The 24,224-nt window shown below is 54.7% G+C and carries 25 protein-coding genes and 1 pseudogene; 12 read left to right on the top strand and 14 right to left on the bottom strand.

What is annotated here, in order from left to right; all coding sequences use genetic code 11:
* Window positions 1–85, bottom strand: a pseudogene (locus ACR0IV_RS09695) (IS5/IS1182 family transposase); the annotation flags it as partial.
* Between the two features lie 351 nt (window positions 86–436).
* Between ACR0IV_RS09695 and ACR0IV_RS09690 the strand changes: the two are divergent.
* The 3 genes from ACR0IV_RS09690 to ACR0IV_RS09680 all read left to right on the top strand — a co-directional run bounded on the left by ACR0IV_RS09690 (window position 437) and on the right by ACR0IV_RS09680 (window position 4,064).
* Window positions 437–832 (top strand): hypothetical protein, encoded by a 396-nt coding sequence (locus ACR0IV_RS09690; RefSeq protein WP_480656865.1) that lies wholly within the window; start codon window positions 437–439, stop codon window positions 830–832.
* A gap of 482 nt (window positions 833–1,314) precedes the next feature.
* Entirely contained in the window at window positions 1,315–2,394 is a 1,080-nt protein-coding gene (locus tag ACR0IV_RS09685; RefSeq protein ID WP_480656866.1) for a Hint domain-containing protein, read from the top strand.
* A gap of 302 nt (window positions 2,395–2,696) precedes the next feature.
* Window positions 2,697–4,064, top strand: coding sequence for a dipeptidase (locus ACR0IV_RS09680; protein ID WP_480656867.1), 1,368 nt, complete (start codon window positions 2,697–2,699; stop codon window positions 4,062–4,064).
* 17 nt (window positions 4,065–4,081) lie between these two features.
* Here ACR0IV_RS09680 and ACR0IV_RS09675 read toward each other — a convergent pair whose 3' ends face one another.
* A complete protein-coding gene (locus ACR0IV_RS09675) occupies window positions 4,082–4,909 on the bottom strand; it encodes a LysR family transcriptional regulator (RefSeq protein ID WP_480656868.1) in 828 nt (275 codons plus the stop codon).
* A gap of 81 nt (window positions 4,910–4,990) precedes the next feature.
* Here ACR0IV_RS09675 and ACR0IV_RS09670 point away from each other — a divergent pair, with 81 nt between their 5' ends.
* On the top strand, window positions 4,991–5,977 hold the full coding sequence (locus tag ACR0IV_RS09670; RefSeq protein WP_480656869.1) for an aldo/keto reductase: 987 nt from the start codon (window positions 4,991–4,993) through the stop codon (window positions 5,975–5,977).
* 124 nt (window positions 5,978–6,101) lie between these two features.
* Here the strand turns inward: ACR0IV_RS09670 and ACR0IV_RS09665 are convergent, their stop codons facing one another.
* The 8 genes from ACR0IV_RS09665 to aptA all read right to left on the bottom strand — a co-directional run bounded on the left by ACR0IV_RS09665 (window position 6,102) and on the right by aptA (window position 14,587).
* Window positions 6,102–6,734: a tyrosine-type recombinase/integrase gene (locus ACR0IV_RS09665; RefSeq protein ID WP_480656870.1), complete on the bottom strand. Its 633-nt coding sequence runs from the start codon at window positions 6,732–6,734 to the stop codon at window positions 6,102–6,104.
* 231 nt (window positions 6,735–6,965) lie between these two features.
* On the bottom strand, window positions 6,966–7,376 hold the full coding sequence (locus ACR0IV_RS09660) for a universal stress protein (RefSeq protein WP_480468880.1): 411 nt from the start codon (window positions 7,374–7,376) through the stop codon (window positions 6,966–6,968).
* 136 nt (window positions 7,377–7,512) lie between these two features.
* On the bottom strand, window positions 7,513–8,805 hold the full coding sequence (locus tag ACR0IV_RS09655) for a TRAP transporter large permease (protein WP_480656871.1): 1,293 nt from the start codon (window positions 8,803–8,805) through the stop codon (window positions 7,513–7,515).
* Window positions 8,802–9,389: a TRAP transporter small permease gene (locus ACR0IV_RS09650; RefSeq protein ID WP_480656872.1), complete on the bottom strand. Its 588-nt coding sequence runs from the start codon at window positions 9,387–9,389 to the stop codon at window positions 8,802–8,804. Before ACR0IV_RS09650 ends, ACR0IV_RS09655 begins: the two co-directional genes overlap by 4 nt.
* Window positions 9,390–9,488: 99 nt before the next feature.
* Window positions 9,489–10,478 carry a TRAP transporter substrate-binding protein DctP gene (gene dctP / locus ACR0IV_RS09645; RefSeq protein ID WP_480471874.1) on the bottom strand — a complete coding sequence of 330 codons (990 nt, stop codon included), beginning with the start codon at window positions 10,476–10,478 and terminating at the stop codon, window positions 9,489–9,491.
* A 104-nt stretch (window positions 10,479–10,582) separates the two neighbouring features.
* Window positions 10,583–11,692, bottom strand: a complete 1,110-nt coding sequence (ald, locus tag ACR0IV_RS09640; protein WP_480468883.1) for an alanine dehydrogenase — start codon at window positions 11,690–11,692, stop codon at window positions 10,583–10,585.
* 25 nt (window positions 11,693–11,717) lie between these two features.
* Entirely contained in the window at window positions 11,718–13,229 is a 1,512-nt protein-coding gene (locus ACR0IV_RS09635; protein WP_480656873.1) for a CoA-acylating methylmalonate-semialdehyde dehydrogenase, read from the bottom strand.
* A gap of 35 nt (window positions 13,230–13,264) precedes the next feature.
* A complete protein-coding gene (gene aptA, locus ACR0IV_RS09630) occupies window positions 13,265–14,587 on the bottom strand; it encodes an omega-aminotransferase AptA (RefSeq protein ID WP_480656874.1) in 1,323 nt (440 codons plus the stop codon).
* Between the two features lie 155 nt (window positions 14,588–14,742).
* On the opposite strand from aptA, the gene ACR0IV_RS09625 reads away from it, so the two are divergent.
* Entirely contained in the window at window positions 14,743–15,297 is a 555-nt protein-coding gene (locus ACR0IV_RS09625; RefSeq protein ID WP_480656875.1) for a cupin domain-containing protein, read from the top strand.
* A 256-nt stretch (window positions 15,298–15,553) separates the two neighbouring features.
* Here ACR0IV_RS09625 and ACR0IV_RS09620 read toward each other — a convergent pair whose 3' ends face one another.
* The 3 genes from ACR0IV_RS09620 to ACR0IV_RS09610 are packed head-to-tail and all read right to left on the bottom strand — an operon-like array spanning window position 15,554 to window position 17,087.
* The gene (locus ACR0IV_RS09620) at window positions 15,554–16,195 is read right to left on the bottom strand and encodes a LysE family translocator (RefSeq protein WP_480656876.1); all 642 of its coding nucleotides are present in this window, start codon (window positions 16,193–16,195) and stop codon (window positions 15,554–15,556) included.
* Window positions 16,195–16,698, bottom strand: coding sequence for an anthrone oxygenase family protein (locus ACR0IV_RS09615; protein WP_480656877.1), 504 nt, complete (start codon window positions 16,696–16,698; stop codon window positions 16,195–16,197). The genes ACR0IV_RS09620 and ACR0IV_RS09615 overlap by 1 nt, the downstream gene beginning before the upstream one ends.
* Window positions 16,698–17,087, bottom strand: a complete 390-nt coding sequence (locus ACR0IV_RS09610; RefSeq protein ID WP_480656878.1) for a hypothetical protein — start codon at window positions 17,085–17,087, stop codon at window positions 16,698–16,700. The genes ACR0IV_RS09615 and ACR0IV_RS09610 overlap by 1 nt, the downstream gene beginning before the upstream one ends.
* Before the next feature lie 84 nt (window positions 17,088–17,171).
* Between ACR0IV_RS09610 and ACR0IV_RS09605 the strand changes: the two genes are divergently transcribed.
* From ACR0IV_RS09605 to ACR0IV_RS09595, 3 genes are read left to right on the top strand one after another with little or no spacing between them, the layout of a single operon-like run.
* On the top strand, window positions 17,172–17,777 hold the full coding sequence (locus tag ACR0IV_RS09605; protein ID WP_480656879.1) for a TetR/AcrR family transcriptional regulator: 606 nt from the start codon (window positions 17,172–17,174) through the stop codon (window positions 17,775–17,777).
* A gap of 16 nt (window positions 17,778–17,793) precedes the next feature.
* A complete protein-coding gene (locus ACR0IV_RS09600; RefSeq protein ID WP_480656880.1) occupies window positions 17,794–18,096 on the top strand; it encodes a chorismate mutase in 303 nt (100 codons plus the stop codon).
* A 54-nt stretch (window positions 18,097–18,150) separates the two neighbouring features.
* Window positions 18,151–18,534 (top strand): RidA family protein, encoded by a 384-nt coding sequence (locus ACR0IV_RS09595; protein ID WP_480656881.1) that lies wholly within the window; start codon window positions 18,151–18,153, stop codon window positions 18,532–18,534.
* 475 nt (window positions 18,535–19,009) lie between these two features.
* Here ACR0IV_RS09595 and ACR0IV_RS09590 read toward each other — a convergent pair whose 3' ends face one another.
* Window positions 19,010–19,897, bottom strand: a complete 888-nt coding sequence (locus ACR0IV_RS09590) for a LysR family transcriptional regulator (protein ID WP_480656882.1) — start codon at window positions 19,895–19,897, stop codon at window positions 19,010–19,012.
* A 105-nt stretch (window positions 19,898–20,002) separates the two neighbouring features.
* Here ACR0IV_RS09590 and ACR0IV_RS09585 point away from each other — a divergent pair, with 105 nt between their 5' ends.
* The 4 genes from ACR0IV_RS09585 to ACR0IV_RS09570 all read left to right on the top strand — a co-directional run bounded on the left by ACR0IV_RS09585 (window position 20,003) and on the right by ACR0IV_RS09570 (window position 24,169).
* Window positions 20,003–20,608, top strand: coding sequence for a cytochrome P460 family protein (locus tag ACR0IV_RS09585; RefSeq protein ID WP_480656883.1), 606 nt, complete (start codon window positions 20,003–20,005; stop codon window positions 20,606–20,608).
* A 78-nt stretch (window positions 20,609–20,686) separates the two neighbouring features.
* The gene (locus ACR0IV_RS09580) at window positions 20,687–21,184 is read left to right on the top strand and encodes a cytochrome P460 family protein (RefSeq protein ID WP_480656884.1); all 498 of its coding nucleotides are present in this window, start codon (window positions 20,687–20,689) and stop codon (window positions 21,182–21,184) included.
* Between the two features lie 202 nt (window positions 21,185–21,386).
* Window positions 21,387–22,610, top strand: a complete 1,224-nt coding sequence (gene hemA, locus ACR0IV_RS09575; RefSeq protein WP_480658533.1) for a 5-aminolevulinate synthase — start codon at window positions 21,387–21,389, stop codon at window positions 22,608–22,610.
* Between the two features lie 50 nt (window positions 22,611–22,660).
* Window positions 22,661–24,169 (top strand): FMN-binding glutamate synthase family protein, encoded by a 1,509-nt coding sequence (locus ACR0IV_RS09570; RefSeq protein ID WP_480656885.1) that lies wholly within the window; start codon window positions 22,661–22,663, stop codon window positions 24,167–24,169.
* The last annotated feature ends 55 nt before the right edge of the window (window positions 24,170–24,224 follow it).

Below are 24,224 nucleotides of genomic sequence, written 5' to 3'. Positions count from 1 at the left end.
CAACGCGAGGTTTGCCGTGGGACTTTGGGAAGAAGGGCGCCAGACGCGCCATTTGCTCGTCGCTCAACCAGAAAAGATCAGACATGTTCACCGCTCGTTTTGAACGCGATGAATCACGCAGCCAAACGGAAATCAATGGGTCCTGAGCCTAGTGCAGAACTTCGGATACGCGCCGAATGTCTGCAACGGGCCGACCACATCTTAGTCTGGGACATTTATGCTTCGGTTGCTGCGCAGAAGTTGAATGTCCGCTCGGTTGTGCAAACTCTTACCGGAATCAGTCAAGTTCCAGCCGGGCGATGCCAATGAATTGGGGCATCGTAGTGGTCTGCGCATGCCAGCGTTTCCGTGCCTTTGACCCGCTTTGAGACATGCTTGTTGAGAACATTGAACCTAAGATATATTTTGACTGGATCGCGAACAAAAGGGAATGTTCATGATCAGGACTATTGCACCAGGGCTCTTTGCGCTCCTCTCGGCAACCTCGGCATTCGCAACTGTTGAGTTGTATTGCGAAGCCCCTGATGGATCGGGCACAGTTGTTGGTGTCGGATTGGGAACTGTCCCTGGTCTCGCAGTCGTGAGTGCGACCATACACGCAGACGGCAAACACTGGAGCCTATCAGAGGTCGAAGGTGCGATACCAATCATCGTGGCGCAGGGGGCTGATGTCGATATGCACGCTGTCATCGACTTCGCCAATCCTGAATACAGCCGGATCGTTGCCTCGGTTCGATTGATAACAGCCGTTGAAGGTGACGATTTCGTCACCGTGGGCACGCTCACGATACCAGAAATCGGTGCCTTCCCGCTGGTTTGCGAAGGGCTTTAGCCGTCCAATGTTGCGTAGTGCACGGAGGTCACTTGGCGGAAGCAGTCATCCCAAATTTTGTTTTGTTCAAATGGCTGAAATGGGCCGCTTTCGAAGGCACCGCAATTCCTTGCGCGCTTGAAAGAGTTGTGCAAAGCCCCGTTGCCGCTTGGTGTCAAATTGTTGGGGCGTGTGCAGAGGTCTCTGGCGATTACCCGCCCTCAGTACTCAAGTTCGGCTTGATCTGACAGGCCTCTGATCTTCCTGATAGCACAGCGTTTTCAGACTGGCTGAGAAATACAGCCGCTGGATAACGACGGACACGCACGGATGTTGATTGCGAATAGAGAGCAGGCTAAAAATTGAATAATTCGCAAATGTTGCGCAAACCGTTACACTATAGATGTCTTCGCGCGGAAATGTGCAGACAGTAAATTGAGGTCAGGCGGGTGGGTTCAAGCTGCTTAGGTAATCGCGGCGAAGAACTTGCCTGAACAAGGGTTATGGCAAATATCTTCGGTGCATTTCGGACGGATACGACGCTGACCACGGCTCAGGCCCAATTCGGCGGTGTTGGTACCACATTTCAGATCTCCTCATACAGTACGATCACCATCACTGATGGCGTTGACCCTAACATCATCGAGGGAGATGGAGTAACCAATGAGGTCCCCGATGACATCACGCAAACCTATCTGGGGAATGCAATTGCTTGGGATTATAATTACGAAGTCACAGATGGCACCAATACCTATACGATTGGCGTTTTCGACTATGATTCCAGCGGCAACAATGCGTTCGGCGGCGGAGCCGAACAAGGGTTCTTCATCGGCTTCATAGGAGATATCCCACCCCTCGACACATTGCTTACGATCACGGCGCTGGGTGAAGGAGCGTTTGCGAGCCCAATCGTGAATTTGCCTGTTCCCGACTTTGTTCCATGTTTCGTTGGCGGAACGAATGTTCGCTTAAGAGACGGTCAAAAGGTAGTCGAGGATCTGAAAGCCGGCGATCAGGTCGAAGTTTTTGATCCTACGAGTGAGGGAGCCGGTTTTGCTACGCTGCTGCGCGTGTTTCGTCGCGGAATTTCTGCTTCGGGACTAGTTGCAAACCCCCAGTTGCGTCCGGTTCGTATCAGTGCTGGAGCCTTGGGTAACGGCTTGCCCCGACGTGATCTTGTTGTGTCTCGACAGCATCGGATGTTGGTGTCTTCAAAGATTGTCGAGCGTATGTTTGGGATTTCCGAGGTTTTGGTGCCTGCGGTCAATTTAACTGCTCTGCCCGGTATTTTCGTCGATCAAGATGTGGATAGCGTCGAGTATTTTCACCTTCTTTTTGATCAGCACGAGGTGATCTATGCCGAGGGCGCACCGTCGGAAAGCCTGTTTACCGGACCCGAGGTGCTCAAGGCTATCAGTACGGAGGCACGTTCAGAAATCCTGAGCATCTTTCCTGAACTTGCCGAATTCGAATACGCCCCGAAACCCGCACGCCCAATCCCATCCGCGAAGCTGCAAAAGCAATTGATCGCACGTCACATCAAGAATGAAAAATCGCTTCTTTCCGGCCACCACGCATTCTAGAAGCAGAGGTTCTCGCAGGATAGTTCCGCTTCCAATGTCTCGCAATGTCCTTACCTTGATGCCTTTCTGAGAGCATTACCGATGTGCGATGCTAATGCAGCATGTTGTGTCGGTTTGTTCCCACAGCGAACGACAGCTTCGGCGGGCGGTGTCGCAGGGTCACCAACTGGCAGCCAACGGCAGGAATGAGCCGAGTATCGCTCGACCGTGTTGGATTTTTGCAGGTAATTGGTTGTGTTCCGCAGGCTTGCGAGCCACGTGCAGTTTCGTAAGTTAAGTGCCAGCATCAGAGAGGGCATGGAATGAGCTGGACCGAATATCTCGACACACACCAATCGCGCTTTGTCGAAGAGCTATGCGACTTCATTCGTATCCCTTCGGTTTCAGCCAAACCCGAAAACGCAGGCGATGTTCGAAAGGCCGGGCAGTGGGTGGTTGATCGGTTGGTCACGGCGGGAATGGAAAACGTTCAGATGATGGAGACTGCCAGTCATCCAGTGGTCTGTGCCGATTGGCTGCATGCTGGGTCCGATGTGCCTACAATCCTGATCTATGGCCACTTTGACGTCCAACCTGCGGAACCATTTGAGCTCTGGTCCTCACCTCCGTTCGAGCCGACGATCCACGGGGATCGGATTTACGGGCGTGGAGCGACCGACGACAAGGGCGCCATGTTTATCCCGATCCTTGCGGCCGAAGCTTTGCTGGCAGAGACTGGGAAACTGCCAGTCAACGTAAGGTTTTTCTTTGAGGGCCAAGAAGAGATCGGATCGCCCGACCTTCCGCCCTTTATCGAGGCAAATCTCGACCGGCTTAAGGCCGATATGATCTTTTCCGCCGATGGCAGCCAGTGGGACACCGAGACGCCGCAACTGGTTCTGGGTCTGAAAGGGCTCACCTCGCTTGAGATCTCGGTTCAGGGCGCGAAATCGGACTTGCACTCTGGTATGCATGGCGGCGGCGTCGCAAACCCGGCGATGGCATTGGCCCAGTTGTTAGCCAGCATGAAATCGACCGATGGTCGGATCACGGTAGATGGCTTCTATGACGATGTCGTCGAGTTGACGGACGAAGACCGCGCGGCAATCGCGCGAGTGCCTTGGGATGAGGCGGCCTATCTGGCTCAGACCGGAGCCCCGGCCACGTTGGGCGAACCGGGATACTCCACGCGCGAGAATCTGTGGGCACGTCCGACACTTGAGGTCAACGGGCTGACCAGCGGTTGGCAAGGGGAAGGCACAAAGACCGTTTTGCCTGCGGTTGCCTCGGCCAAAATCACTTGTCGTTTGGTCGCCAATCAGAACCCCGAACAGATCTTTGACCTGATCTCCGCCCATGTCGAAGCTCACTGCCCGCCGGGTGTCACCGCTCAGGTATCTCGCAATCCCGGTCGTGCGGACCCTTTCCTCGTACCGGCCGGACACAACGCAACCGCGATCGCGGGACAGGTCCTCGAAGAGGTTTACGGAAAACCCGCGTACAAAACCCGCGTTGGTGGCTCGATCCCGGTGATGTCTACCCTATTGGACGAGTTGGGTTTGCATGCCGTCATGTTTGCGTTCGGACATGAGGATGAAAACCAACACGCCCCGGACGAGTTCTTCCGTCTGCCAACATTCCGGCGCGGCCAGACAGCATATGCGAGGTTGATGGAACGGTTGGGTGAATAGGCAACTGCAGCCTCGGTTCACCCGTTTTCACAAGCTTCCGACATCACTGCATAGGTGCGATCAATGACATGCCGCACTTCTGCAAGAAACCGGTCTTCATGATGCGTGACCAGCCACTGATCATGTTCCAGATCATCAATCAGAGGTGAAACTGGTTTAAGACCCGGTTGCGTGTTTCCGATGAAGGTGGGCAGAACCACCCTGGCCAGCCCTGCATTTGCAAGCTCCAGCGCATTTTGCGGCGCTGTCACTTCGATGACGTCACCCGTTTGCGTTTGCTCCCTCAGCCATTTGGCCGAAGGTGTATTGGACATGACCCGCGCCCAGGTCGAAACGCTTTCATCCGCGGCATAGACCGCAAACCGAACGCGCCCGATCTTGCGACCCGCAAGGCCGATCTCTTCTGGTCGACGGTTTCGAATGCCGATCGCGGCTTCCCGGTGTCCGATCTTCAACACCTCTTCTGACGAGATAAATCGCAGCCGAACCGCCATTGATCCCTTAAGCCTTCCGACCGCGCCGATCAAAACCCTTGTCACCCAGGTCCCGGCCGAGATTTTGACCAAAGGTGGCGCGGTAGTAAGGCTGCTTTCGGCGACAGGTATGACACGCGCCTCGATGCTTTCGACCTTTTCCAGCAGCGCTTGCCCATCTTCGGTCAGATCATACCCTCGCGGTTTGCGTTGAAACAGCTCGCTTCCCAGATTGCGCTCAAGCTCGATCATGCGTCGTCCCAGAGTGGGTGCGCTCTTGCCGGTCTGATCGGCTGCTGGCCCAAGTCCGCCCGCTCTGGCAACCGCAAGGAAAAGCCGCAGGTTATCCCAGTCAAAGTTACTTTCATTCATGAAACGAAGATTACATTATGTGTTGTTGATGAAAAGATTGTTTTGGCGTTTTTTCTGAAGGATCAGTCAGGAGACCCACAGATGAATTTTCTCGAAACCGAAATCTCACCCCTTGGCATGGGATGCTGGCCGATCGGCGGCAAGATGTATTGGGGCGAACAGTCGCTGGGATACACCCGATCGGACGACGGAACCTCCATTCGCACGATCCACGCCGCTCTGGACGGTGGGATCACATTGTTTGACACCGCTGCCGCCTATGGCGCGGGGCATTCGGAACGTTTGTTGGCCAAAGCACTAAAGCAGCGACCCGATGCACTGATTGTCACAAAGATCGGGGTTGGGATCGATGAGGCAAGCAGGCAGATTTCGTTTGACCCTTTCACCCCGGATCAAGTTGGCCCTGCCGTTGATGGGTGCCTGTCGCGGCTGGAACGGGATCGGATCGATCTCTTGCTGTTGCATGTGAACGATATGCCAGTTTCCCGGGCCGAGGCAGTGTTTGACGAACTGGACCGGTTGAAAGAGGCCGGCAAGTTGCGTGCCTATGGTTGGAGCACCGACCATTCCGAAAGCGCCCGGGTAGCCTCATCCAGGGATGGATTCAGCGCAGTGGAATACGTGTTGAACGTCTTTTTCGACGCGCCCCGGATGCAACAAGTTGTCCAAGAGGAAGGGCTATTATCCCTAATCCGCTCACCCCTTGCGATGGGGTTGCTATCTGGCAAATACGATCAGAACAGCGTCATGGCGCCGGACGATGTGCGCGCATCCGGTGAAAGCTGGATGGAGTACTACAAGGATGGCAAAGCAAACCCGGATTTCATGCAACAACTCGATGCGGTTCGGGATTTACTGACTTCAAATGGCCGAACTCTTGTGCAAGGGGCTCTTGGGTGGATATGGGGCCAATCTGAAACATACGTACCGATTCCGGGCGCTCGGACAGAAGAACAAATTGAGGGTATTTCAGGGGCACTAACCTTCGGTGCCTTGCCGGTTGAAACAATGAACGAAATAGAAAGCTTGATTACACGCAACCCTAACGAACCCGACCGCCCCCGGTAACTTTAAGAACTGTATCAAAGCTTTGCACCCGCAGCGAATGTCTCCTTTGACGGGCTCGCCGTTGCGACGAAGCCCACCGATCAACGGCAGCTAATGGGCCGCCCGTGTAGGCGGCCCAGAGATGTTAGATTTCAATGGCTTCAGCAATGGCCAAAGCATCCTCAAGTTCAACACCAAGATACCTGACCGTACTGTCCATCTTTGTGTTCCCCAACAGAAGCTGAACGGCGCGAAGGTTGCCAGTCTTCTTGTAGATCTGAGTGACTTTCGTGCGCCGCATCGAATGCGTGCCATATGCACTAGCTTCCAGTTCGATCGACGTGACCCAGTCCCGAACAATCCGCGCATACTGTCGTGTCGATATGTGAAGTCGCTCATGAAAACGGCCTGGCCAAAGAAACTCTGATCCGACCATCAGTTCGTCTTCCATCCATTTCTCGACGGATGCGCGGGTGCCTTCCGATATCTCAAACCGGACTGGTTTCTGCGTCTTGCTCTGCAGCACTGAGGCGCGTTCCTTGATCTGGCCAGACGCCATCACATCCACAACTTTCATCTTCACAAGGTCGCACCCGCGAAGCTTGCTGTCGATTGCCATATTGAACAGAGCTAGATCACGATATTTCTCTGCCAATTCAAGCCGCACCCGGATTGCCCAGACATGCTTAGGTTTCAGTGGCCGCTTCTGACCGACGATGCGTCCCTTGTTCCCAGCTGGGCGAAGCGCGCGAAAGGCAGGTAAGTTTGGTGTTTCCATAACTGATCCTCCGATCCGCCATGCCCGCCCACAACGACAACCCGACGTTGACGAAAGAGGATATCACAAGATGCCGCGTTGCCGCCTAGGTCGGCGGTGAGCCCTACCTCTCAAATGTCGCAAAGTGAAATTCTGGTAGTTGCGTCAATAGCAGACCTTGGTCGCAGTGTGACGTGCTCATCACCGCAGATTTCAAAGGACAGAGTTACTGACACGCTGCGGGCGCCAGAGTCACAGACGGAGTACATGCACCGAACACTGAGCGTGTCGAACGACGAGGGCGGCTGTTGAACCCAAAAAGAACTCTTTCATCCCAGGTTTGTGCGAAGCAAGGACGATACAATCGATGCCATGTTTGTTTGCATACTCGGTGATCGCTCTCCCTGCCGATTGACTCTCGATCAAGACAGAAGAAATCTCAGTTTCGTTTTTTAAGCGCTCGGCTAAACGCGCCTTTGCTTTTTGGAGAGATTTTTCTGCGATCCCTTCATCCATATAGTACATTATCTGTCTGTTTGGGGGCTCATGGATGTGCGCGGCAGTGATTTTTCCACCTTCCGATACAAGGGCGTGTGCCGCCGAAAGTGCGTGATCACTGATGCCGTGTTCCAGAGACAGCGCGACTAGGATGTTTTTGTACATTTCGAACCTCTGTTTTTAGATTCCGGTTTTCTGCTGTGAACCAGTCTCTCCAACGTCTTCTTTGGGAGATCAGGCACCCCAACCGTAAGAATGGGGTGCGTACTGTTCCGTCTTGGGCTTTTGCGCTTTCCGTCCATTATCTGCTGAGCAGGAGGTCAGGTAGGAAGAGGGCCAACTCTGGTACAAAAGTTGTCAGCATCAGCGTCGGAAGCCAGGCAAAGACTATGAAGATTAAAGTCGGCCAAAGCATGCGCGAAACCGGCTCATCACAGACCTGAGCTCCAAGGTAGAGTAGTGGCGCAGTTGGAGGGGTGATGTTCGCCATTCCCAGATTCACGCCAATCACGGCCGCAAAATGGATCGGATCCATGCCGGTGCTCTGCGCGATGGGCAGTAGGATCGGTGTCGCCAGAAGTAGGCCCGAGATATCATCCATCAACATCCCGATCAGGATCATCACCACGTTGATCATCAGAAGGATGACAATCGGGTTGTCCGACACGGAATAGACCAGATCCTTGGCCAACTGAGGGGCGCCTTGCGAGATCAGGTTGTCCGACACGATCAGAACCATGAAGATCATGACCATGACCACGCCAATCGTAACACCGGAATTCTGGATGGTCTGAGCCAGTGTTTTCCAGGTCAGGCCACGGTAGAAGTAGATCGCGATCGGGATCGAGTAGACCACTGCGATACCCGCAGCCTCGGTAGGTGTCATGATACCGCCATAGATACCGCCAAGGATGATCAGCGGCATCATAAGCGCAGGTCCGGCCAGGCGCGCCTGAACTCCGAATGTCGGCAGGAACGGTTTAGGGCGTTCTGTTAGGTTGATGTCGTCATATTTCCGCAGCATGAACTGATTAACGAGGATCAAAAGAGTGATCAGGATGATCGCCGGAATGACCGTGGACAAGAAACACTTTAGTACGTGCTGCTGTGCAACCCAGCCATAAAGAATGTGAGACGAACTCGGTGGGATCAACAGACCCAAGGGGCTGGCCGCCACGATCAGAGCTGCCGATTGCCCACCCGGATAGTTGGCCTTTTTCAGGTGGGGCATCATGATGCCGCCGATACAGGTCAGCGTTGCATTGGCGCTACCGGAAATGGAGCCGAACACACCGCAGGCCAGCACTCCAGCAGCGCTCAATCCTCCTTTGATATGGCCAATGAACATTTCAGCCAGAGAGACAAGGGGGGCGGCGATTTTGCCTTTTTCCATGATGCCACCGGCGATCATGAAGAGTGGGATCGCCAGAAGTACAAGTGATCGGATACCTGTAGAACCGGTGGGCAAGTAACCGGTGATGGATTGATCTCCGACAAGGGCGATGAAAATCAAAACCGATCCGAATGCCACATAAACGCTGACGCCCAACAGCAGCATAAAGCAGACGATTAGGAGACTTCCTCCGATGATCATTGGGTTTCTCCTTTTTGCATTTCTGATCTCAAAGGAAGCCCGAGCCCCTTGCGGATGTGTACGTACAAGTATGCCGCCGTGAACGTCGCCATGAGGCCAAAGGCAATCATGATCGCTATCCGCCAGGTCACAAACGGAATGCGCAGCACCGGGGTTGCGCGCAGCCGGGGGAATGAGAAGTCATCAAGCAGCGAGACATAGCAGGCGTACATGAGGAACAGGATCACCAACACCTCGACTGTCAGGACCACAAAGCCGCGCCACCAAATCAACCGAGGGTTTTGGATCACGATGCCAAGAATGTCCGCGTTGATGTGCAGGTTGCGGGCAGAGGCCAGAACAGCACCTGCAAAAAAGCCGATGATGCTGATACCCAAAAGCCATTCTTCGTAGGCAAACAGATCACCGCCAAATCCATACCGGATGACAACAACGGCTCCAAACGTGAATGCCATCAGGAAACCGGCAAACATGACGATCTGCCTCATGGCAAAGGCCACTGCTTTCAGCGGATACCCAATAATGACTGGCAACTCGTCAGTGATTTTTTGCGAGCTCTTCTTTTCTGCGCTTTCGACGACCAATGGACGTTCAGCTTCAGAACTATACATCTTTCTCCCTCCCTTAGTTGAGCCAAAGACCAAAAAAGGGCCAGCTGATTTGCTGGCCCTTCTTCTCCATGTTTATTGCTGTTCTTTTGCTGCCAGCAGGCGGTCGATGATGTCCTGACCGACGTTTTGTGCCATCGCGGGCCAGACCGTTTCCTGGACATGTGCGGCCATCGCAGCTTGTTCTTCGTCACTCAGGCGCAGGATGGTGTAGCCTTTGTCGAGCAATTTCTGGCCGAACACTTCGTCATTCTCACGGTTGTAGGCAAAGAAGTCTTCGGACGCCTTCGTCATCGCGGCTTGCAGCGCGGCGCGCTGGTCGTCGTTCAGCTTGTCGAGTGTCCGCTGCGACGCGTAGAAAGTTGTCAGCTCTGAGATCGAATTGTATTCGACAAAATGGGTTCCAACGTCCGACTTGGCGAAGATCGAGTAGGTCGCGGTTTTGGTGCAGCAGATTGCTCCATCGACAATGCCGGCCTGAAGTGCGGGGAAAATGTCGCCCCATGCCATGGTGGTCGCCTGGTAACCGAGTTCTTCGACCATCGACTTTACGACGCTGGAAGACCAGACGCGAATGTTCATGCCCTTGTCGTCAAAGGTATTCCAGTTCTCGGGCTCTTGTGACGAAACGATGCCAATGAACCCTTCAGGGTTCTGCGCCATGACGCGCACGCCATATTCGTCCGTGATTTCCTGCAGGATGGTGTTGAACTCGGAATCCATGTTGAGAAGCGTGCTTTCCATGTCATCCCAGCCGCCTAGCAGGAACGGCATGGACAGGAATTCCAGGCGTGGATCGGTATCGGCATAGATGAACGCTGATGCCAGATCGATGTTGCCGCGTGCAACATCTTCAAACAGAGCTTCACCAGAACCCAACTGGTTTGCCGGAAAGACTTCTACAGTCAGTCCGACATCCGCAGCTGCAACATCCGCTGCGACCTGTTCCATCATTTTTGTGCCTTGGTGATCGATCGGGAAGACACCTGCAAAACGCAGTGTCATGTCTTCCGCTGCAGCGGTTGTCGAAAGCGCGGTTGCCGCAAGCAAAGCGGCACCACCCATCGCGCCGAGAGCGCGGCGGTTAATCTTCGTAATCATTAAGGTTTCCTCCTCAGTGGTGTGCGTCCCTCCGCCTTGCGCGCGGCGGGACATTTCTTTGCTTCAGTTCAGCAAAGTTCCGGGGCGATGAACTCGTATCCAAGGTCATCGGCCACAGCCTTGTACGTCACCTTTCCGTGGGCCACGTTCAGGCCGTTCATCAGATGGCGATTGTCTGCGAGCGCCTGCTTCCAGCCGTTGTTGGCAATAGCCAGAGCGTGCGGCAGCGTGACGTTGTTCAGTGCATAGGTCGAGGTTCGGGCGACTGCGCCCGGCATATTGGCAACGCAGTAATGAACCACATCGTCGACAACGTAGGTGGGCTCTGCGTGAGTGGTAGCTTTGGACGTTTCAAAGCAGCCGCCCTGGTCAATCGCCACGTCCACGACGACCGCACCGGGTTTCATTTTCGAGATCAGCTCGCGTGTGACTAGCTTGGGTGCAGCAGCACCCGGGATCAGTACAGCACCGACAACCAGATCGGCATTGGTGACTTCTTCCTCCAATGCGGCTTTGGTCGAATAGACAACCTTGGCGGACGCCTCGAAATGGTTCTCCAGCTTCTCAAGCACTGCCGGATTGCGGTCCAGAATGGTCACGTCCGCGTGCAAACCGACGGCCATTTGAGCAGCGTTGAACCCAACAACACCGCCGCCGATAACCACGACTTTGCCGGGCTTCACGCCGGGCACGCCGCCCAGCAATACGCCCAGACCGCCCTTTGCTTTCTCCAAAGCGCTGGCACCGGCCTGGATAGACATGCGACCGGCAACCTGGCTCATCGGTTTCAGCAGGGGCAGACCGCCATTGTCGTCGGTGACGGTTTCATAAGCGATGCATACAGCGCCCGAGTCGACCAGATCTTTGGTCTGTTCCGGGTCGGGGGCCAGATGCAGATAGGTATAGAGGATTTGGCCTTCGCGCAGCATAGCGCGTTCAACGGCCTGAGGTTCCTTCACCTTCACAATCATCTCCGCATTGGCGAAGATATCCGCTGCGGTTTCGGCAATCTCCGCGCCAGCGGCACGATAGGCATCATCATCAGCCCCAATGCCTGTGCCGGCGTTGGTCTCGACGATGACGTTGTGACCATGAGAAACCAGTTCGGCTACGCTTTCAGGGGTCAGGCCAACACGGTACTCGTGGTTCTTGATTTCCTTGGGAACACCAATGAACATATTCTTCACTCCTTGGAACGGATGATCATTTTGCGGTTGGCATGACGAACTCGGCACCTTCCGAGATACTTTCGGGCCAGCGCTGCATGATGGATTTCTGCTTGGTGTAGAAACGCACACCCTCCTCGCCATAGGCGTGCATGTCGCCGAACAGGCTCTTCTTCCAGCCGCCAAAACCGTGCCAGGCCATCGGAACCGGGATCGGAACATTGACGCCGACCATGCCGACCTGAACCTGCTTGCCAAACTCACGTGCAGCATTGCCGTCGCGGGTGAACAACGACACGCCGTTGCCAAACTCGTGGTCGTTGATCAGTTGCAGGCCTTCGGCGAAGTTCGAGACGCGGACGCAGGACAGAACCGGGCCAAAGATCTCTTCCTTGTAGATCTTCATATCTCGCGTGACGTTGTCGAACAGGGTGCCGCCAAGGAAATAGCCTTCCTCGTGCCCTGCGACTGTGTAGTCCCGGCCGTCGACCAGCAGGTCAGCGCCTTCGTCGACGCCAGAGTCGATGTAGCCTTTGATCCGATCACGCGCAGCGGCCGTAACGATCGGGCCCATCTCAGCATCCAGCTCAAGGCCATTCTTGACCTTCAGGGTTTCGGCGCGCTCTTTCAGAACGGGGATAAGCTTGTCGGCAGCATCGCCAACCAGCAGAGCAACCGAGATCGCCATGCAGCGTTCGCCCGCCGACCCAAAGGCCGCGCCGATCAGGGCGTCGGCGGCCTTGTTCATGTCCGCATCGGGCATCACCAGCATGTGGTTCTTTGCGCCACCCAGGGCCTGAACCCGTTTGCCGTGCCGCGCACCAACCTCGTAGATGTAGTTCGCAATCGGGGTCGAACCGACAAAGGACACAGCCTTGACGTCGTCATTCTCCAACAGCGCGTCCACGGCGACCTTGTCACCTTGCACGACGTTGAACACGCCATCGGGGAAACCGGCTTTCTGCATCAGATCCGCGTACAGCAGCGCTGCGGACGGATCGGTCGGCGACGGCTTCAGGATAAAGGTATTGCCTGCGGCGATGGCGATCGGGAACATCCACATCGGAACCATGACCGGGAAGTTAAACGGCGTGATCCCGGCCACAACGCCCAATGCCTGACGCGTGGTCCAGTTGTCCATTCCAGTAGACACCTGCTCCGTGTAATCGCCTTTGAGGAGTTGAGGGATGCCGCAGGCAAACTCGATGATGTCGATGCCGCGCTCAACTTCACCCTGCGCGTCCGTAAACACCTTGCCGTGTTCGACGGTGATGGCGCGGGCCAGATCGTCCTTATGCTCGCGCACCAGGGCCAGGAAGTTGTTCATCAGGCGGGCGCGGCGGATCGGCGGGGTATTCGACCACTTGGGAAACGCTGCTTTGGCAGCTGCAACCGCATCGTCAACCGTCTGTACCGTCGCCAGCGACACCGCGCCGGTTTGCGCCCCGGTTGCAGGGTTGAATACCGGCTGGGTCTTCTCACCAGAAGGAGCAGTGATTTGGCCATTAATGTAGTGGCCGATCAAAGCGATCGGGGATGCATCTTTCATGATGTCAGTCCTTTTTTGGGGTTAGAAGTCAGTGGTCATGGCAAGTCAGCCAATACCTCTCCAAGTGTTTGACAGAGTGTCGTTATTTCAGGTTCCGAAATGATAAGCGGCGGCGACAAGGCGATAATGTCACCGGTGACACGGATCATTATTCCGGCGTCCCAGCCCCGTTTCATTGCATCATAACCCCGTGCCCCAGGCGCGCCCTCTCGTGGTGCAAGCTCGACCGCGCCCACCAATCCCAGATTGCGGATATCGATGACGTTGGGCAGACCCTTGAGGCTGTGAAGCTGATCCTCCCAGGGCTGCGACAGCAATGCAGCGCGCCGGAATAGATCATTCTGCTTGTAACTCTCCAGCGTTGCCAGCGCCGCGGCGCAGGACACAGGGTTGGCGGAATAGGTATAACCGTGGAACAGCTCAATCGGCGCATCGGCGTTTTCCATAGCCGAGTCATATATCTTGTCGGATACGATGACCGCTCCCATCGGAATGACACCATTGGTGAGGCCTTTGGCGGTCGTGATGATGTCCGGCTTTACATCATAATACTCTGATGCTGTCGCTGCCCCCAAGCGGCCAAAAGCGGTGATGACCTCGTCGAAAATCAGCAGAATGCCATGGCGGTCGCAGATCTCACGCAGCCGCTTTAGGTATCCTTTCGGCGGCAGGAGAACACCGGTCGAACCGGCCATTGGTTCGACGATCACAGCCGCAATGGTCGAGGCGTCATGCAAAGCAACCAAACGCTCCAGATCGTCTGCCAGCTCTGCCCCGTGTTGTGGGCAACCGCGGGAGAAAGCGTTTTTGTCCAGATCATGCGTGTGACGCAGGTGATCAACGCCGGTCAGAAGCGTGCCGAAATGCATGCGGTTCTTGACGATACCGCCAACCGAGATGCCACCAAACCCTGTGCCGTGGTAGCCACGCTCGCGCCCGATCAAACGCGTACGCGCCCCATCGCCGCGCATTCGATGGTAGTGCAGCGCAATCTTTAGCGCCGTATCAACAGACTCGGAGCCAGAGTTGGTGAAGAAAGCATGGTTCATCCCCTCAGGCATCATCGCGGTCAGCTTTGCCGACAACTCAAATGCCTGCGGGTGTGAGAACTGGAAGTTTGGTGCGTAATCCAGCTCGTGCACCTGTTTCTGTACCGCTTCAACGATAAGCGGATCACGGTGACCGGCATTGACGCACCACAGTCCGGCGGTGCCGTCCATGACCCTGCGACCATCAGAACTGGTGTAATACATCCCCTCGGCAGCTTGGATCATTCGGGGCTCGCGAAGGAAATCACGATTGGCTGAAAACGGCATCCAAAACGATGACATTGTGTTGGGTTGATCGAGCACGTTCATTCCTCGTGAAGCAGATTTTCATTTGATGACAAATCCTTGCAGAGTTTAGGTCTTCCGCACACCCGGCTTTATTTTAATCTGTAAGTTATTGAAAAAAATCGTTGCGCCCTTAGAATGCTTTCGATCCGAAGCAAGAAATCACCAGAGTAACGGATTTGTCATCAGATCTCGAAACAGCACGTCGTCTAAAGTTGATTCGGACGACCAAGGGCCTCAGTCAACGCGAAATGGCCAAACGCGCGGGAGTGGGTAGCGGGACGATTTCTCAAATCGAAAGCGGTTCGACCCAACCATCTGTGGCGTTGCTAAAGAAGATCCTTGCCTCGGTAGACGTCAATTTGGGCTTTTTCTTCAGTTTTGAATTGCAAAACGAGGAGACGTTTTTTTACCCGCACGAAAGAATGCGCGACCTAGGATCGCCCGGAGTCTCGTATTTGCTCGTCGCAGGAGAGCGCCGAGATAGAAAACTCCAGATGCTCATAGAAGAGTATGACGTCGGTGCCGACTCGGGCCGTTCAGAACTGTCGCACGAAGGAGAGGAATGTGCGGTTGTGATAGAGGGCCGTCTTGAAGTGACGGTAGATGGGCAGTCCAGGGTTCTGGGCCCCGGGGACGCATACTACTTCTCAAGCATATTGCCACACAGGTTTCGAAATGCCGGAGATACGCCCTGCAAAGTTATTAGCGCATGCACTCCTTCGTCGTTCTGAATAAATGAAAGAGCTCTTTTGTGGGCTTTCTCAATATTTCGCGGGACGGTCAAATTCGATAACCGACTCAGAATGTAGAAATGAAATCGAAATTCACGATCAGGCGCCAATTGTCGCTTTTCTCACGCTATCCCCGACGGCGGGCTTTTTTGTTCTCGCGATTGCAGCGAATGTCCGGAATGCGGGCGCGGTTGCAGAAATCCAACGTAGTACTCAAAGTCGGCTACCCGAACGAGACACGGGACGTGGTTGGGAACTACACATCGGCGCACTTCAAGAAGGTCAACGCAAGACCCAATGCGACAAGAAAACTGCCGCACACCCTGTCGATCCAGAGCGCCCCACGATTGCTGAAAAACTGAACTGCTTTTGCGCCCAGGACCGCATAGGCGGCCATGACGATCACATCGACCGCGATGAAGGCCAGTGCCAGCGTTACATACTGCTGAAACATAGGCTCTGTCGGTATGAGGAACTGCGGAAGGAAAGCTGTGAAGAACAGGTAACCCTTGGGGTTTGTGACCGCGACAAGAAAGCTCTTCCTAAAGACTGCAGTGTTGTCGCGAAGCGTACCCGAATTCTTGTTTTCGGAAGAGTTCGCGACCGGCCCCAATTGGCCGGAGGATCGCATCATCTGTACGCCCAGCCAGACGAGGTAAGCGACGCCGATCCATTTGACGACGCTGAACAGCAGAGCCGAGGCAGCAAGAATAGCACCCAATCCCAAGCCCGCAGCTGCGATGAGAACGGCGTCAGAGATCGCCGCACCGGCAATGCCATACCCAGCCACAGCGATGCCGAACCGCGATCCATTGGACAAGGCGAGAAGGACAGTTGGCCCGGGCGTCATGACCACAACCAACGCCAAAAGTGCGAATGTCAGAAGTGAAATTTCCATTACGCGGTCTCCTGCTGAATCAGATAGATGGCCAGGCCGGTCAGGAGGAGTGACACTCCGCTGACTACGGTTCTTAGGATGTTCCAGAATTGCCAAGAGGATGAATAGTCATGCCAGATGCCGCGCGCCGCCTCGGCGTCGGTTGGAACAACAACCTCTGCCAGCGTTTCGTTCATCGGAACGTTGACTGTGGCCGTGACAAGGAAAGCCCCCACAACGTAGACCCCTGCAGCCACTCCAAATAGCACGGCAGATTGCTTTTGTAGTTGGGTCGTGGCGACATATGATGTTGCCGCCAGTATGAGAGGCGTCAGGAAGAATGCCGGGAAGAAGATTGGGGTTCTGACGGATGCATTCATCGCCTGCATGGCAGTGATCGCGACACGTGGCTCTGTGGTGTCCAGCCCCCACATGGTTGAACAGACCCAAGCATAGAAAAACCCGAAGATTGCGCCGATGCTCAAGAGCGAGAGCATCGACATGGGCAAAAGCAACCGAGCCATCAGACTTGATCCGCTACGGTTTCCTGTTGTGGGCGCGCCACTTTCACAACAGACGCAAAGATGACCAGCGCAGCGAACTGGCCAAGCAGAACCGCCGGGTAGATCAGGCCGAATTGCGCGTCGAAGTATTTTTGCGGCCCGAAGGAAACCAGGGCCATGAGCGTGGCGAAAACGCTCAAAATGCGTCCCGCCCGACTGCTTAGAGGTTGCACGATGATCGCTGACAGAGCGACAGACACCGCGGCTCCTAGAAACGGAGCAATGCCGAACAAGGGCGTGGCGACAGGCGGATGAGGCCTGATTCCGGCATACAAGGCGGAAAGCATGATCCCCTGCAGAAGGATGAGCGTTGCCAGGGCGGCTATGACGTGACGGGTAGATTGTTCCATTTCTTGCTTCTCCAAAAGTGTAATCGAAATTACGGTTGTGCATATCCGTAATATCCGTTACGGTTATTGTCAACAGGTTGGAGAATGATTTTGCGAGAAGAGAAACGATCCTTGCGCCAGCAACAGATCGAGGCGGCTGCCTACGAGGTGCTGGAGGCCAAAGGGTACGGGGGCACGTCCATGCAGGGCATTGCGAGACAGGCCCGCGCCTCAAACGAGACGCTGTACAAATGGTACGGGGATAAACAGGGGCTGTTCCGCGCGCTTGTGACGCGCAACGCTGAAGAGGTGAAGTCCCACTTGGAGGCTGAATTGGAAACCGACCATGACGCGCTTTCAATTCTGGGAACGTTGGGTCCGAAGCTATTGGATTTACTGACAGGCGATCGTGCCGTTGCCCTCAATCGAGCCGCAGCGGCTGATAGCAGCGGTGAACTTGGCGCGACGCTTTCAAAGGCCGGGCGTGAAGCCGTATTTCCCTTGTTGGAGCGGGTGCTGCTTCGTGCACGGCAAGAGGATCAGCTGTGTTTTGAGGCATCAGGAGAAGCTGTGGGCCTCTACCTGGACCTGTTGATCGGTGATCAGCAAATCCGGCGTGTAATCGGGCGGCTCCCAGCTCCGACAGCAGAATTTTGCAAGACCCGCTCGCAAAGAGCTGTAACTCTACTGCGCCAATTGCTTGGCAGCTAACCTCACGGAGACAAATATGAGTGAACGACGACCGCCTGAAGCCTGCAAGACCATGGCTGAGCTTCGGGTTGAGATTGACGCGATTGACGTCCAACTGATTGCCCTTTTGGCAAAGCGCAGCGGCTACATCGACCGCGCAGTTGATCTGAAGAGGATTGAGGGGCTGCCTGCAAGGACAACGGATCGGGTGACCGAGGTTTTGAACAAGGTCAGCGCAACGGCCACGCAATATGGGCTGGACCCTGAGCTCGTACGCAAGCTCTGGGGCGAACTTATCGAATGGTCCATTCAGCGTGAGATCAGAGAACTGGGGCCGTAGGCGGTTCCAGCGTGCTGAAGACAACAGACAACAAAATTCAGGACAAACATGGTTATGAAAGCGCTTTTTCCACCCGGCTCCGAGAGCCAAGCAACTCAAGTCAAAGTTTCCCCGGGCATCGTATCTGGTGACCATGTGTTTTTGGCGGGCGTAACAGGAAGCCGTCCTGATGGCTCAATGCCTGATAGCATCGAAGATCAAGTTCGGTCAGCATTTGAAAAAATCGGATCGGTGTTGGCGGAGGCGGGACTGTCTCAAAACTCGATTGTCGAGATGACCACATACCACGTCGGGATTCACAACCATTTTGATTTGTTTAATGATATTCGATGTGAATACGTTGCGGAGCCTTTTCCAGCCTGGACGGCAGTTGAGGTCGCATCTCTTAGACGACCAGGTGCAATCGTCGAAATTCGGGTTGTTGCGAGCTGCGCTTAGCAGGCCTTCAGGCGCAAGCAGAGAAAGCCCGCTTTGTCCCGCAATTCAGTCATTGATGCACTGGGTAGCGAAGTACTGCTTCGAGCCGATATTGTTGAAAAACTCACAATTGGTGTAAACGCGAGTCAGAATTTGGCCCGACAAGGCCGACGGGAATTTTCAGCTGAGGGGTCGGCCAAAAACTGAAACTGGCCACCAGTGGGCACCGAAACGCCCGTCATCGGTATCAGCAGAGGACTTTTCGGATTGACTGCCAGTTCGCAGATTATCAGGGCCTCCCAGATTTATGAGTTTTTCAACACAATCAGCCCAAACTTCCGCATGCTGCGGTGTGGAAGAATGACCGCCTTGGTTAGTTGGAGGAGCTGCGCTACTGCAGGCTCAATGTAATTGAACGCAATGCCAACATATACATGCGTAGGGAATGGAGAGTTGTATCTTGGTGTTGTCGATTAGACTACACGAAAGCGTTCACTTACTCCGATGCAATGGTCCAATCAAACGATTTGACGTGTTTAATCAGCGCCTGAACAGAGGGCTGGTCTTCGCGACCAGCAGGGATTGTCAAATAAACCGATCTTAGTAGTTTCTGATCCTGCAAAATCACTGATTTCAGGCCAGCTGAACTGGCAGAACTTTCCGGCATGATCGAGATTCCGTGATCTTGTGCAAGCAATGATTTTATCCAATCTTCCCGCTCACTGCTGGCCACCACATTTAGGCTCACTTCGTTCTTGTCAATCATCGACAGGATCATATCGCGAAACTCGCATCTCAACCTGTCGATATAGGGAAATTCGGCTATCATCTTCAGGGGAATCGACTCGCGTTGAGCCAGACGGTTTTGGGAACCGCAGGACATAACCATGCGCTCCTGAAACAATTCATGAGTGCGCAACCGAGGAACAGCTTCGACGGGACTGCCAAGGATCGCGACATCGACCATGCCATTCAGAAGCGCTTCTTGAATCGTCCCGGCGGTAAAGTCCAGCAACTCGATCGACAGGTTCGGGTGGTATTGCTGAAACTGTGCCAAACAACGACCGACTTTGCCTGGATCTATTGTGCACATGATCGCGATACGGATACACGGGGTTTCGGTCTTCACAATTCGCGATGCAAGCTGTCCCGCGCGATTTGCGGCGTCCTCCACCTCCTGAAGAGAGTTGCGCATGCGTTCACCCAGGCGGGTCAAGTGCGTCAACCGCCCTTCTCTCCGGATTAGAGATCCGCCAATCTCCGTTTCAAGCTGTTGGATTGCTTTACTCAACGCAGGCTGCGAGATCTTCAATTCTCTCGCAGCCTGAGAAAAATTGAGTGTACGTGCGACGGTGAGAAAATATCTTATGCGACGAAGTTCCATACGGTCTTGTACCCTAGGGGCCCGAGCGGGCCGGTTATACAAATCATAACCAAAATATATAACTTGGGGCACTAGATTTGAGGTCAGCCATAAGGAGACCTCTCGATGAAGCTAACACATTACGCCACTGCCACAGGAATAGTCGCATTTGTTTTGGCGGGTGCAGTTCTAGCTCAATCCTCAGCAGAAACCATTGCCGAAGCAGTCTTCAATGACGATGGGTCAGTCAATGTTCCCACCGATTATCGACGTTGGGTTTTCATCGGCTCGCCTCTGACCCCCAACGCCCTAAATGACGGCGAGGCGCCCTTTCCAGAATTTCACAATGTCTATGTCGAACCTTCGGCCTTTGACCACTTTGCTAAAACCGGTGAATGGGCGAATGGTACGCAGATTGCCAAGGAATTGGTGATGATCCGCGAAGGCGACAATTGCACTGAAGAAGATGGCGCTTGCTTCGAAGTGTCCGGCAACGGGTACTTTCAGGGTGAATTCGTCGGTCTTGAACTGACGGTCAAAGATACGGAACGGTTCAGCAGCGAACCGGGCGGCTGGGTCTACTACAGTTTTGGGCACGAAGGCGAACCCTATGCTGAAACAGCGCAGGCCTTCCCGGCAGAATCCTGCAACGCCTGCCATGAATCCAACGCAGATACCGATTTCGTATTTACCCAGTTCTACCCGGTGCTTCGTGCCGTTCAGGGAAATTGAGTCGTGAATCGTTTATTGGGTTGCCTCGCTCTGATTGGCCCAATCGGAGCGCTTCCCGGGTCGGCACAGGAGTTTTCTGTGTCGACCCAAGGGGTCGTGGGATCAAATGGCGACATCCACATGCCAAGGGGCGAGTTTCGTGCCAGTTGGCCAATGGTGGGTAGCTGGACCATTCTGGACGAAGGCGAAGCCACCGGACAGCACGTTGTTTATACGCAGCCGGGTGTGATTGAACATTATCTGGAACACGGGGCGTTCCCCGACGGTGCGGTTCTGATCAAGGAACTGCTAGAGAGCAAAACTGACGAGTATACCACCGGTACCGCAGCCTATGCGACCGAGGTTACGGGCTGGTTTGTCATGGTGAAAGACGAGCACGACCGGTTTGACGGAAATGACCTTTGGGGCGTCGGCTGGGGTTGGGCTTACTTCGATGTGGAAGATCGTGAAACAACCACGACCGAAGACTACAAAATCGAATGCAAGACTTGCCATGTGCCTGCCCGGGAAACGGACTGGATTTATACCGAAGCTTACCCAGTGCTGAGCACGGAGACGTCGCACCAGACTGATTGAGCAACCTGTGCCCCCACTCACCCTGAGGTAACAAAGCGGGGATTGGTTTGACCCGATCCAATCCCCGCCGCCGACGGGATGAACATGCTGTGCCTGTATCAACTTCGCGGATTTCAAGTGTTTCTGAGCGACCAATCGGAGTATCCGAATGAAGTGTTTTTCAAACCCGCAACGCCGTCCGAAATTGGCGGCACAGGCATCGGTGGACTATACTGCTCAGCTCGACTCAGCGATTGCCAGGCTGCATGACGAAGGACGCTACCGGACCTTCATTGATATCGAACGCCGCAATGGGCACTTTCCACATGCGGCTCGGACCCGTCCGGATGGATCGCAGCAGAACATTACTGTGTGGTGCGGCAATGACTATCTTGGCATGGGACAGCATCCGGTTGTCCTGAACGCAATGCACGAAGCCGTCGATGCGGCCGGTGCCGGGTCGGGCGGGACGCGCAACATCTCGGGCACCACTGTTTATCACAAGCGCCTTGAGGCTGAACTGGCTGATCTGCACGGCAAAGAGGCCGCGCTGCTGTTCACCAGTGCGTATATTGCCAATGACGCGACGCTTAGCACGTTGCCAAAGCTTTTTCCCGGTCTGATTATTTATTCGGATGCGTTGAACCACGCCTCGATGATCGAAGGCGTGCGGCGCAATGGAGCCGCCAAACGCATCTTCCGCCACAACGATGTCGCCCACTTGCGTGAGTTGCTTGAGGCAGACGACCCCGAAACCCCCAAGCTAATCGCATTTGAGTCAGTCTACTCTATGGATGGCGATTTTGGCCCGATCGAAGAGATTTGTGATCTGGCCGATGAGTTTGGTGCGCTCACTTACATCGACGAAGTCCATGCGGTTGGCATGTACGGCCCGCGCGGTGGCGGTGTGACCGAGCGTGACCGCCTTGCGCACCGAATTGATATCATCAATGGCACTCTGGCCAAAGCCTTTGGCGTCATGGGCGGCTATATCGCCGCCAGTGAAAAGATGTGCGACGCCGTGCGTTCCTATGCACCGGGCTTCATCTTTACCACGTCTCTGCCGCCCGCTGTTGCGGCTGGTGCGGCGGCCTCGGTCGCGCATCTGAAGGTGACGCCGGAAATGCGCGAACGGCTCCAAACACAGGCCAAAATCCTCAAGCTGCGGCTGAAGGGGATGGGCTTGCCGCTGATCGACCATGGTAGCCATATCGTTCCGGTCATCGTCGGCAACCCGGTGCATACTAAGAAGCTCAGTGATTTGCTGCTGGACGATCATGGTATCTATGTCCAGCCGATCAATTTCCCAACCGTCCCACGCGGTACTGAGCGGTTGCGATTTACCCCGTCGCCCGTACATGGTTCATCAGATTTTGATCGCCTTGTGACTGGATTAGACACTCTTTGGGCCCAATGTGAATTGAACCGTGAACAGCGGGCCGGATGACACGTCGCTGTCCAGTCCGCTTGCCACGCCACTTGCAGGAGCAATAGACAATGTCTGACGTAACCAGTGTGGTCCTGAACGTCCTGGAATTCTTATCCTATGCCTTTATCTTTGCCATTGGCATCGCGGTATTGTGGGTCGTGGTGATCTATTTTCGCGACAAGACCCAAACCGAAAGCACGTTGCGGCGCAATTATCCTGTCGTCGCTAGATTTCGATATTTTTTTGAGCATATGGGAGAGTTCTTTCGGCAGTATTTCTTTGCTCAAGACCGTGAAGAAATGCCATTCAACCGTGCCGAACGATCTTGGGTCTATCGGGCTGCTAAAAACGTGGATTCAACCGTGGCTTTTGGGTCATCGCGTGACCTGCGGCCAACCGGCACGGTTTATTTCGTAAATTGCCCGTTTCCCACATTGGAACAGGACGCCGAAGAGCCCTCGGCTGTGACGGTCGGACCTTTTGCACGCAGCCCCTTCACGACCGCCTCCGTCTTCAACATTTCGGGCATGAGCTATGGTGCAATCTCAGTTCCGGCTGTGCGGGCCCTCTCTGCCGGCGCGAAAAAGGCCGGTATCTGGATCAACACAGGCGAAGGGGGCTTGTCGCCTTATCATCTGGAAAGCGGAGCAGATATAGTATTTCAGATAGGGACCGGCAAATTCGGCGTTCGCAAACCAGAAGGCGGGTTTGACGAGGACAAGCTACGCACAGTAGCGAGGCATGATGCCGTGAAGATGTTTGAAATCAAGTTAAGCCAGGGAGCAAAACCCGGCAAGGGTGGCATACTTCCAGGTGCGAAGGTCACCGAAGACATTGCTGCCATTCGCGGACTGGAGGTGGGTCAGGACGCAATTAGCCCCAACCGACACCCTGAGATCAACAATGTGGGCGATCTGTTGGACATGATCGACTACGTGCGCAACGTCACAGGCAAGCCGACCGGCTTCAAGGCCGTGATCGGAGCATACGGATTTTTCGAAAGCCTGTGTGAGGAAATTCTGAAGCGTGGACCAGAAAACGCTCCGGATTTCATAACCATCGACAGTGCCGATGGCGGGACTGGCGCTGCCCCCATGAGTTTGATTGACAACATGGGTATGCCGTTGCGCGAGAGCCTGCCACTGACAATTGATATATTGAAGAAATACGGCTTGCGCGACCGGGTGAAAATCTGCGCCAGCGGTAAGATGATCAACCCGTCCGAAGTGGCCTGGGCATTCTGCGCAGGGGCGGACTTCGTGAACTCGGCACGGGGTTTCATGTTTGCACTGGGCTGTATTCAGGCGTTGCAGTGCAACAAAAATACCTGTCCGACAGGGATCACAACCCATGATCCCAAGCTGCAATTCGGCCTTGATCCGGCCAGCAAGTCCGAGCGCGTCGCAAATTATGCCATAAACATGAAAAAAGAGGTTGGCATCATTGCCCATAGTTGCGGCGTCGCCGAACCCCGGTTGCTGAAACGATATCATGCACGCATCGTTCTGGATAACGGACGTTCGGTTTCTATGGACGATCTGTATCAGGAACCGACACCGGTATCGGCGGCAGAATAATTCTTTCAAAATCAATGGAACAAGGTAGCCGGTGCTGCCTGCGGGCTGCTCGTGT

It is taken from the genome of Ruegeria sp. C2 (assembly GCF_056537765.1).
The sequence above is the reverse complement of the archived record's forward strand: the minus strand, read 5'-3'. Positions and strand labels throughout refer to the sequence as shown.

Excerpts from the sequence above, each read along its gene's own strand:
- ACR0IV_RS09660 (WP_480468880.1), bottom strand. The coding sequence starts at position 7,376 with ATGTACAAAAACATCCTAGTCGCGCTGTCTCTGGAACACGGCATCAGT.
- ACR0IV_RS09635 (WP_480656873.1), bottom strand. The coding sequence starts at position 13,229 with ATGAAAGATGCATCCCCGATCGCTTTGATCGGCCACTACATTAATGGC.
- ACR0IV_RS09610 (WP_480656878.1), bottom strand. The coding sequence starts at position 17,087 with ATGGAACAATCTACCCGTCACGTCATAGCCGCCCTGGCAACGCTCATC.
- ald (WP_480468883.1), bottom strand. The coding sequence starts at position 11,692 with ATGTTCATTGGTGTTCCCAAGGAAATCAAGAACCACGAGTACCGTGTT.
- aptA (WP_480656874.1), bottom strand. The coding sequence starts at position 14,587 with ATGAACGTGCTCGATCAACCCAACACAATGTCATCGTTTTGGATGCCG.
- dctP (WP_480471874.1), bottom strand. The coding sequence starts at position 10,478 with ATGGGTGGTGCCGCTTTGCTTGCGGCAACCGCGCTTTCGACAACCGCT.
- ACR0IV_RS09590 (WP_480656882.1), bottom strand. The coding sequence starts at position 19,897 with ATGGAACTTCGTCGCATAAGATATTTTCTCACCGTCGCACGTACACTC.
- ACR0IV_RS09585 (WP_480656883.1), top strand. The coding sequence starts at position 20,003 with ATGAAGCTAACACATTACGCCACTGCCACAGGAATAGTCGCATTTGTT.
- ACR0IV_RS09620 (WP_480656876.1), bottom strand. The coding sequence starts at position 16,195 with ATGGAAATTTCACTTCTGACATTCGCACTTTTGGCGTTGGTTGTGGTC.
- ACR0IV_RS09570 (WP_480656885.1), top strand. The coding sequence starts at position 22,661 with ATGTCTGACGTAACCAGTGTGGTCCTGAACGTCCTGGAATTCTTATCC.
- ACR0IV_RS09655 (WP_480656871.1), bottom strand. The coding sequence starts at position 8,805 with ATGATCATCGGAGGAAGTCTCCTAATCGTCTGCTTTATGCTGCTGTTG.
- ACR0IV_RS09685 (WP_480656866.1), top strand. The coding sequence starts at position 1,315 with ATGGCAAATATCTTCGGTGCATTTCGGACGGATACGACGCTGACCACG.
- ACR0IV_RS09615 (WP_480656877.1), bottom strand. The coding sequence starts at position 16,698 with ATGGCTCGGTTGCTTTTGCCCATGTCGATGCTCTCGCTCTTGAGCATC.
- ACR0IV_RS09600 (WP_480656880.1), top strand. The coding sequence starts at position 17,794 with ATGAGTGAACGACGACCGCCTGAAGCCTGCAAGACCATGGCTGAGCTT.
- ACR0IV_RS09605 (WP_480656879.1), top strand. The coding sequence starts at position 17,172 with ATGATTTTGCGAGAAGAGAAACGATCCTTGCGCCAGCAACAGATCGAG.
- ACR0IV_RS09595 (WP_480656881.1), top strand. The coding sequence starts at position 18,151 with ATGAAAGCGCTTTTTCCACCCGGCTCCGAGAGCCAAGCAACTCAAGTC.
- ACR0IV_RS09670 (WP_480656869.1), top strand. The coding sequence starts at position 4,991 with ATGAATTTTCTCGAAACCGAAATCTCACCCCTTGGCATGGGATGCTGG.
- ACR0IV_RS09680 (WP_480656867.1), top strand. The coding sequence starts at position 2,697 with ATGAGCTGGACCGAATATCTCGACACACACCAATCGCGCTTTGTCGAA.
- ACR0IV_RS09690 (WP_480656865.1), top strand. The coding sequence starts at position 437 with ATGATCAGGACTATTGCACCAGGGCTCTTTGCGCTCCTCTCGGCAACC.
- ACR0IV_RS09665 (WP_480656870.1), bottom strand. The coding sequence starts at position 6,734 with ATGGAAACACCAAACTTACCTGCCTTTCGCGCGCTTCGCCCAGCTGGG.
- ACR0IV_RS09675 (WP_480656868.1), bottom strand. The coding sequence starts at position 4,909 with ATGAATGAAAGTAACTTTGACTGGGATAACCTGCGGCTTTTCCTTGCG.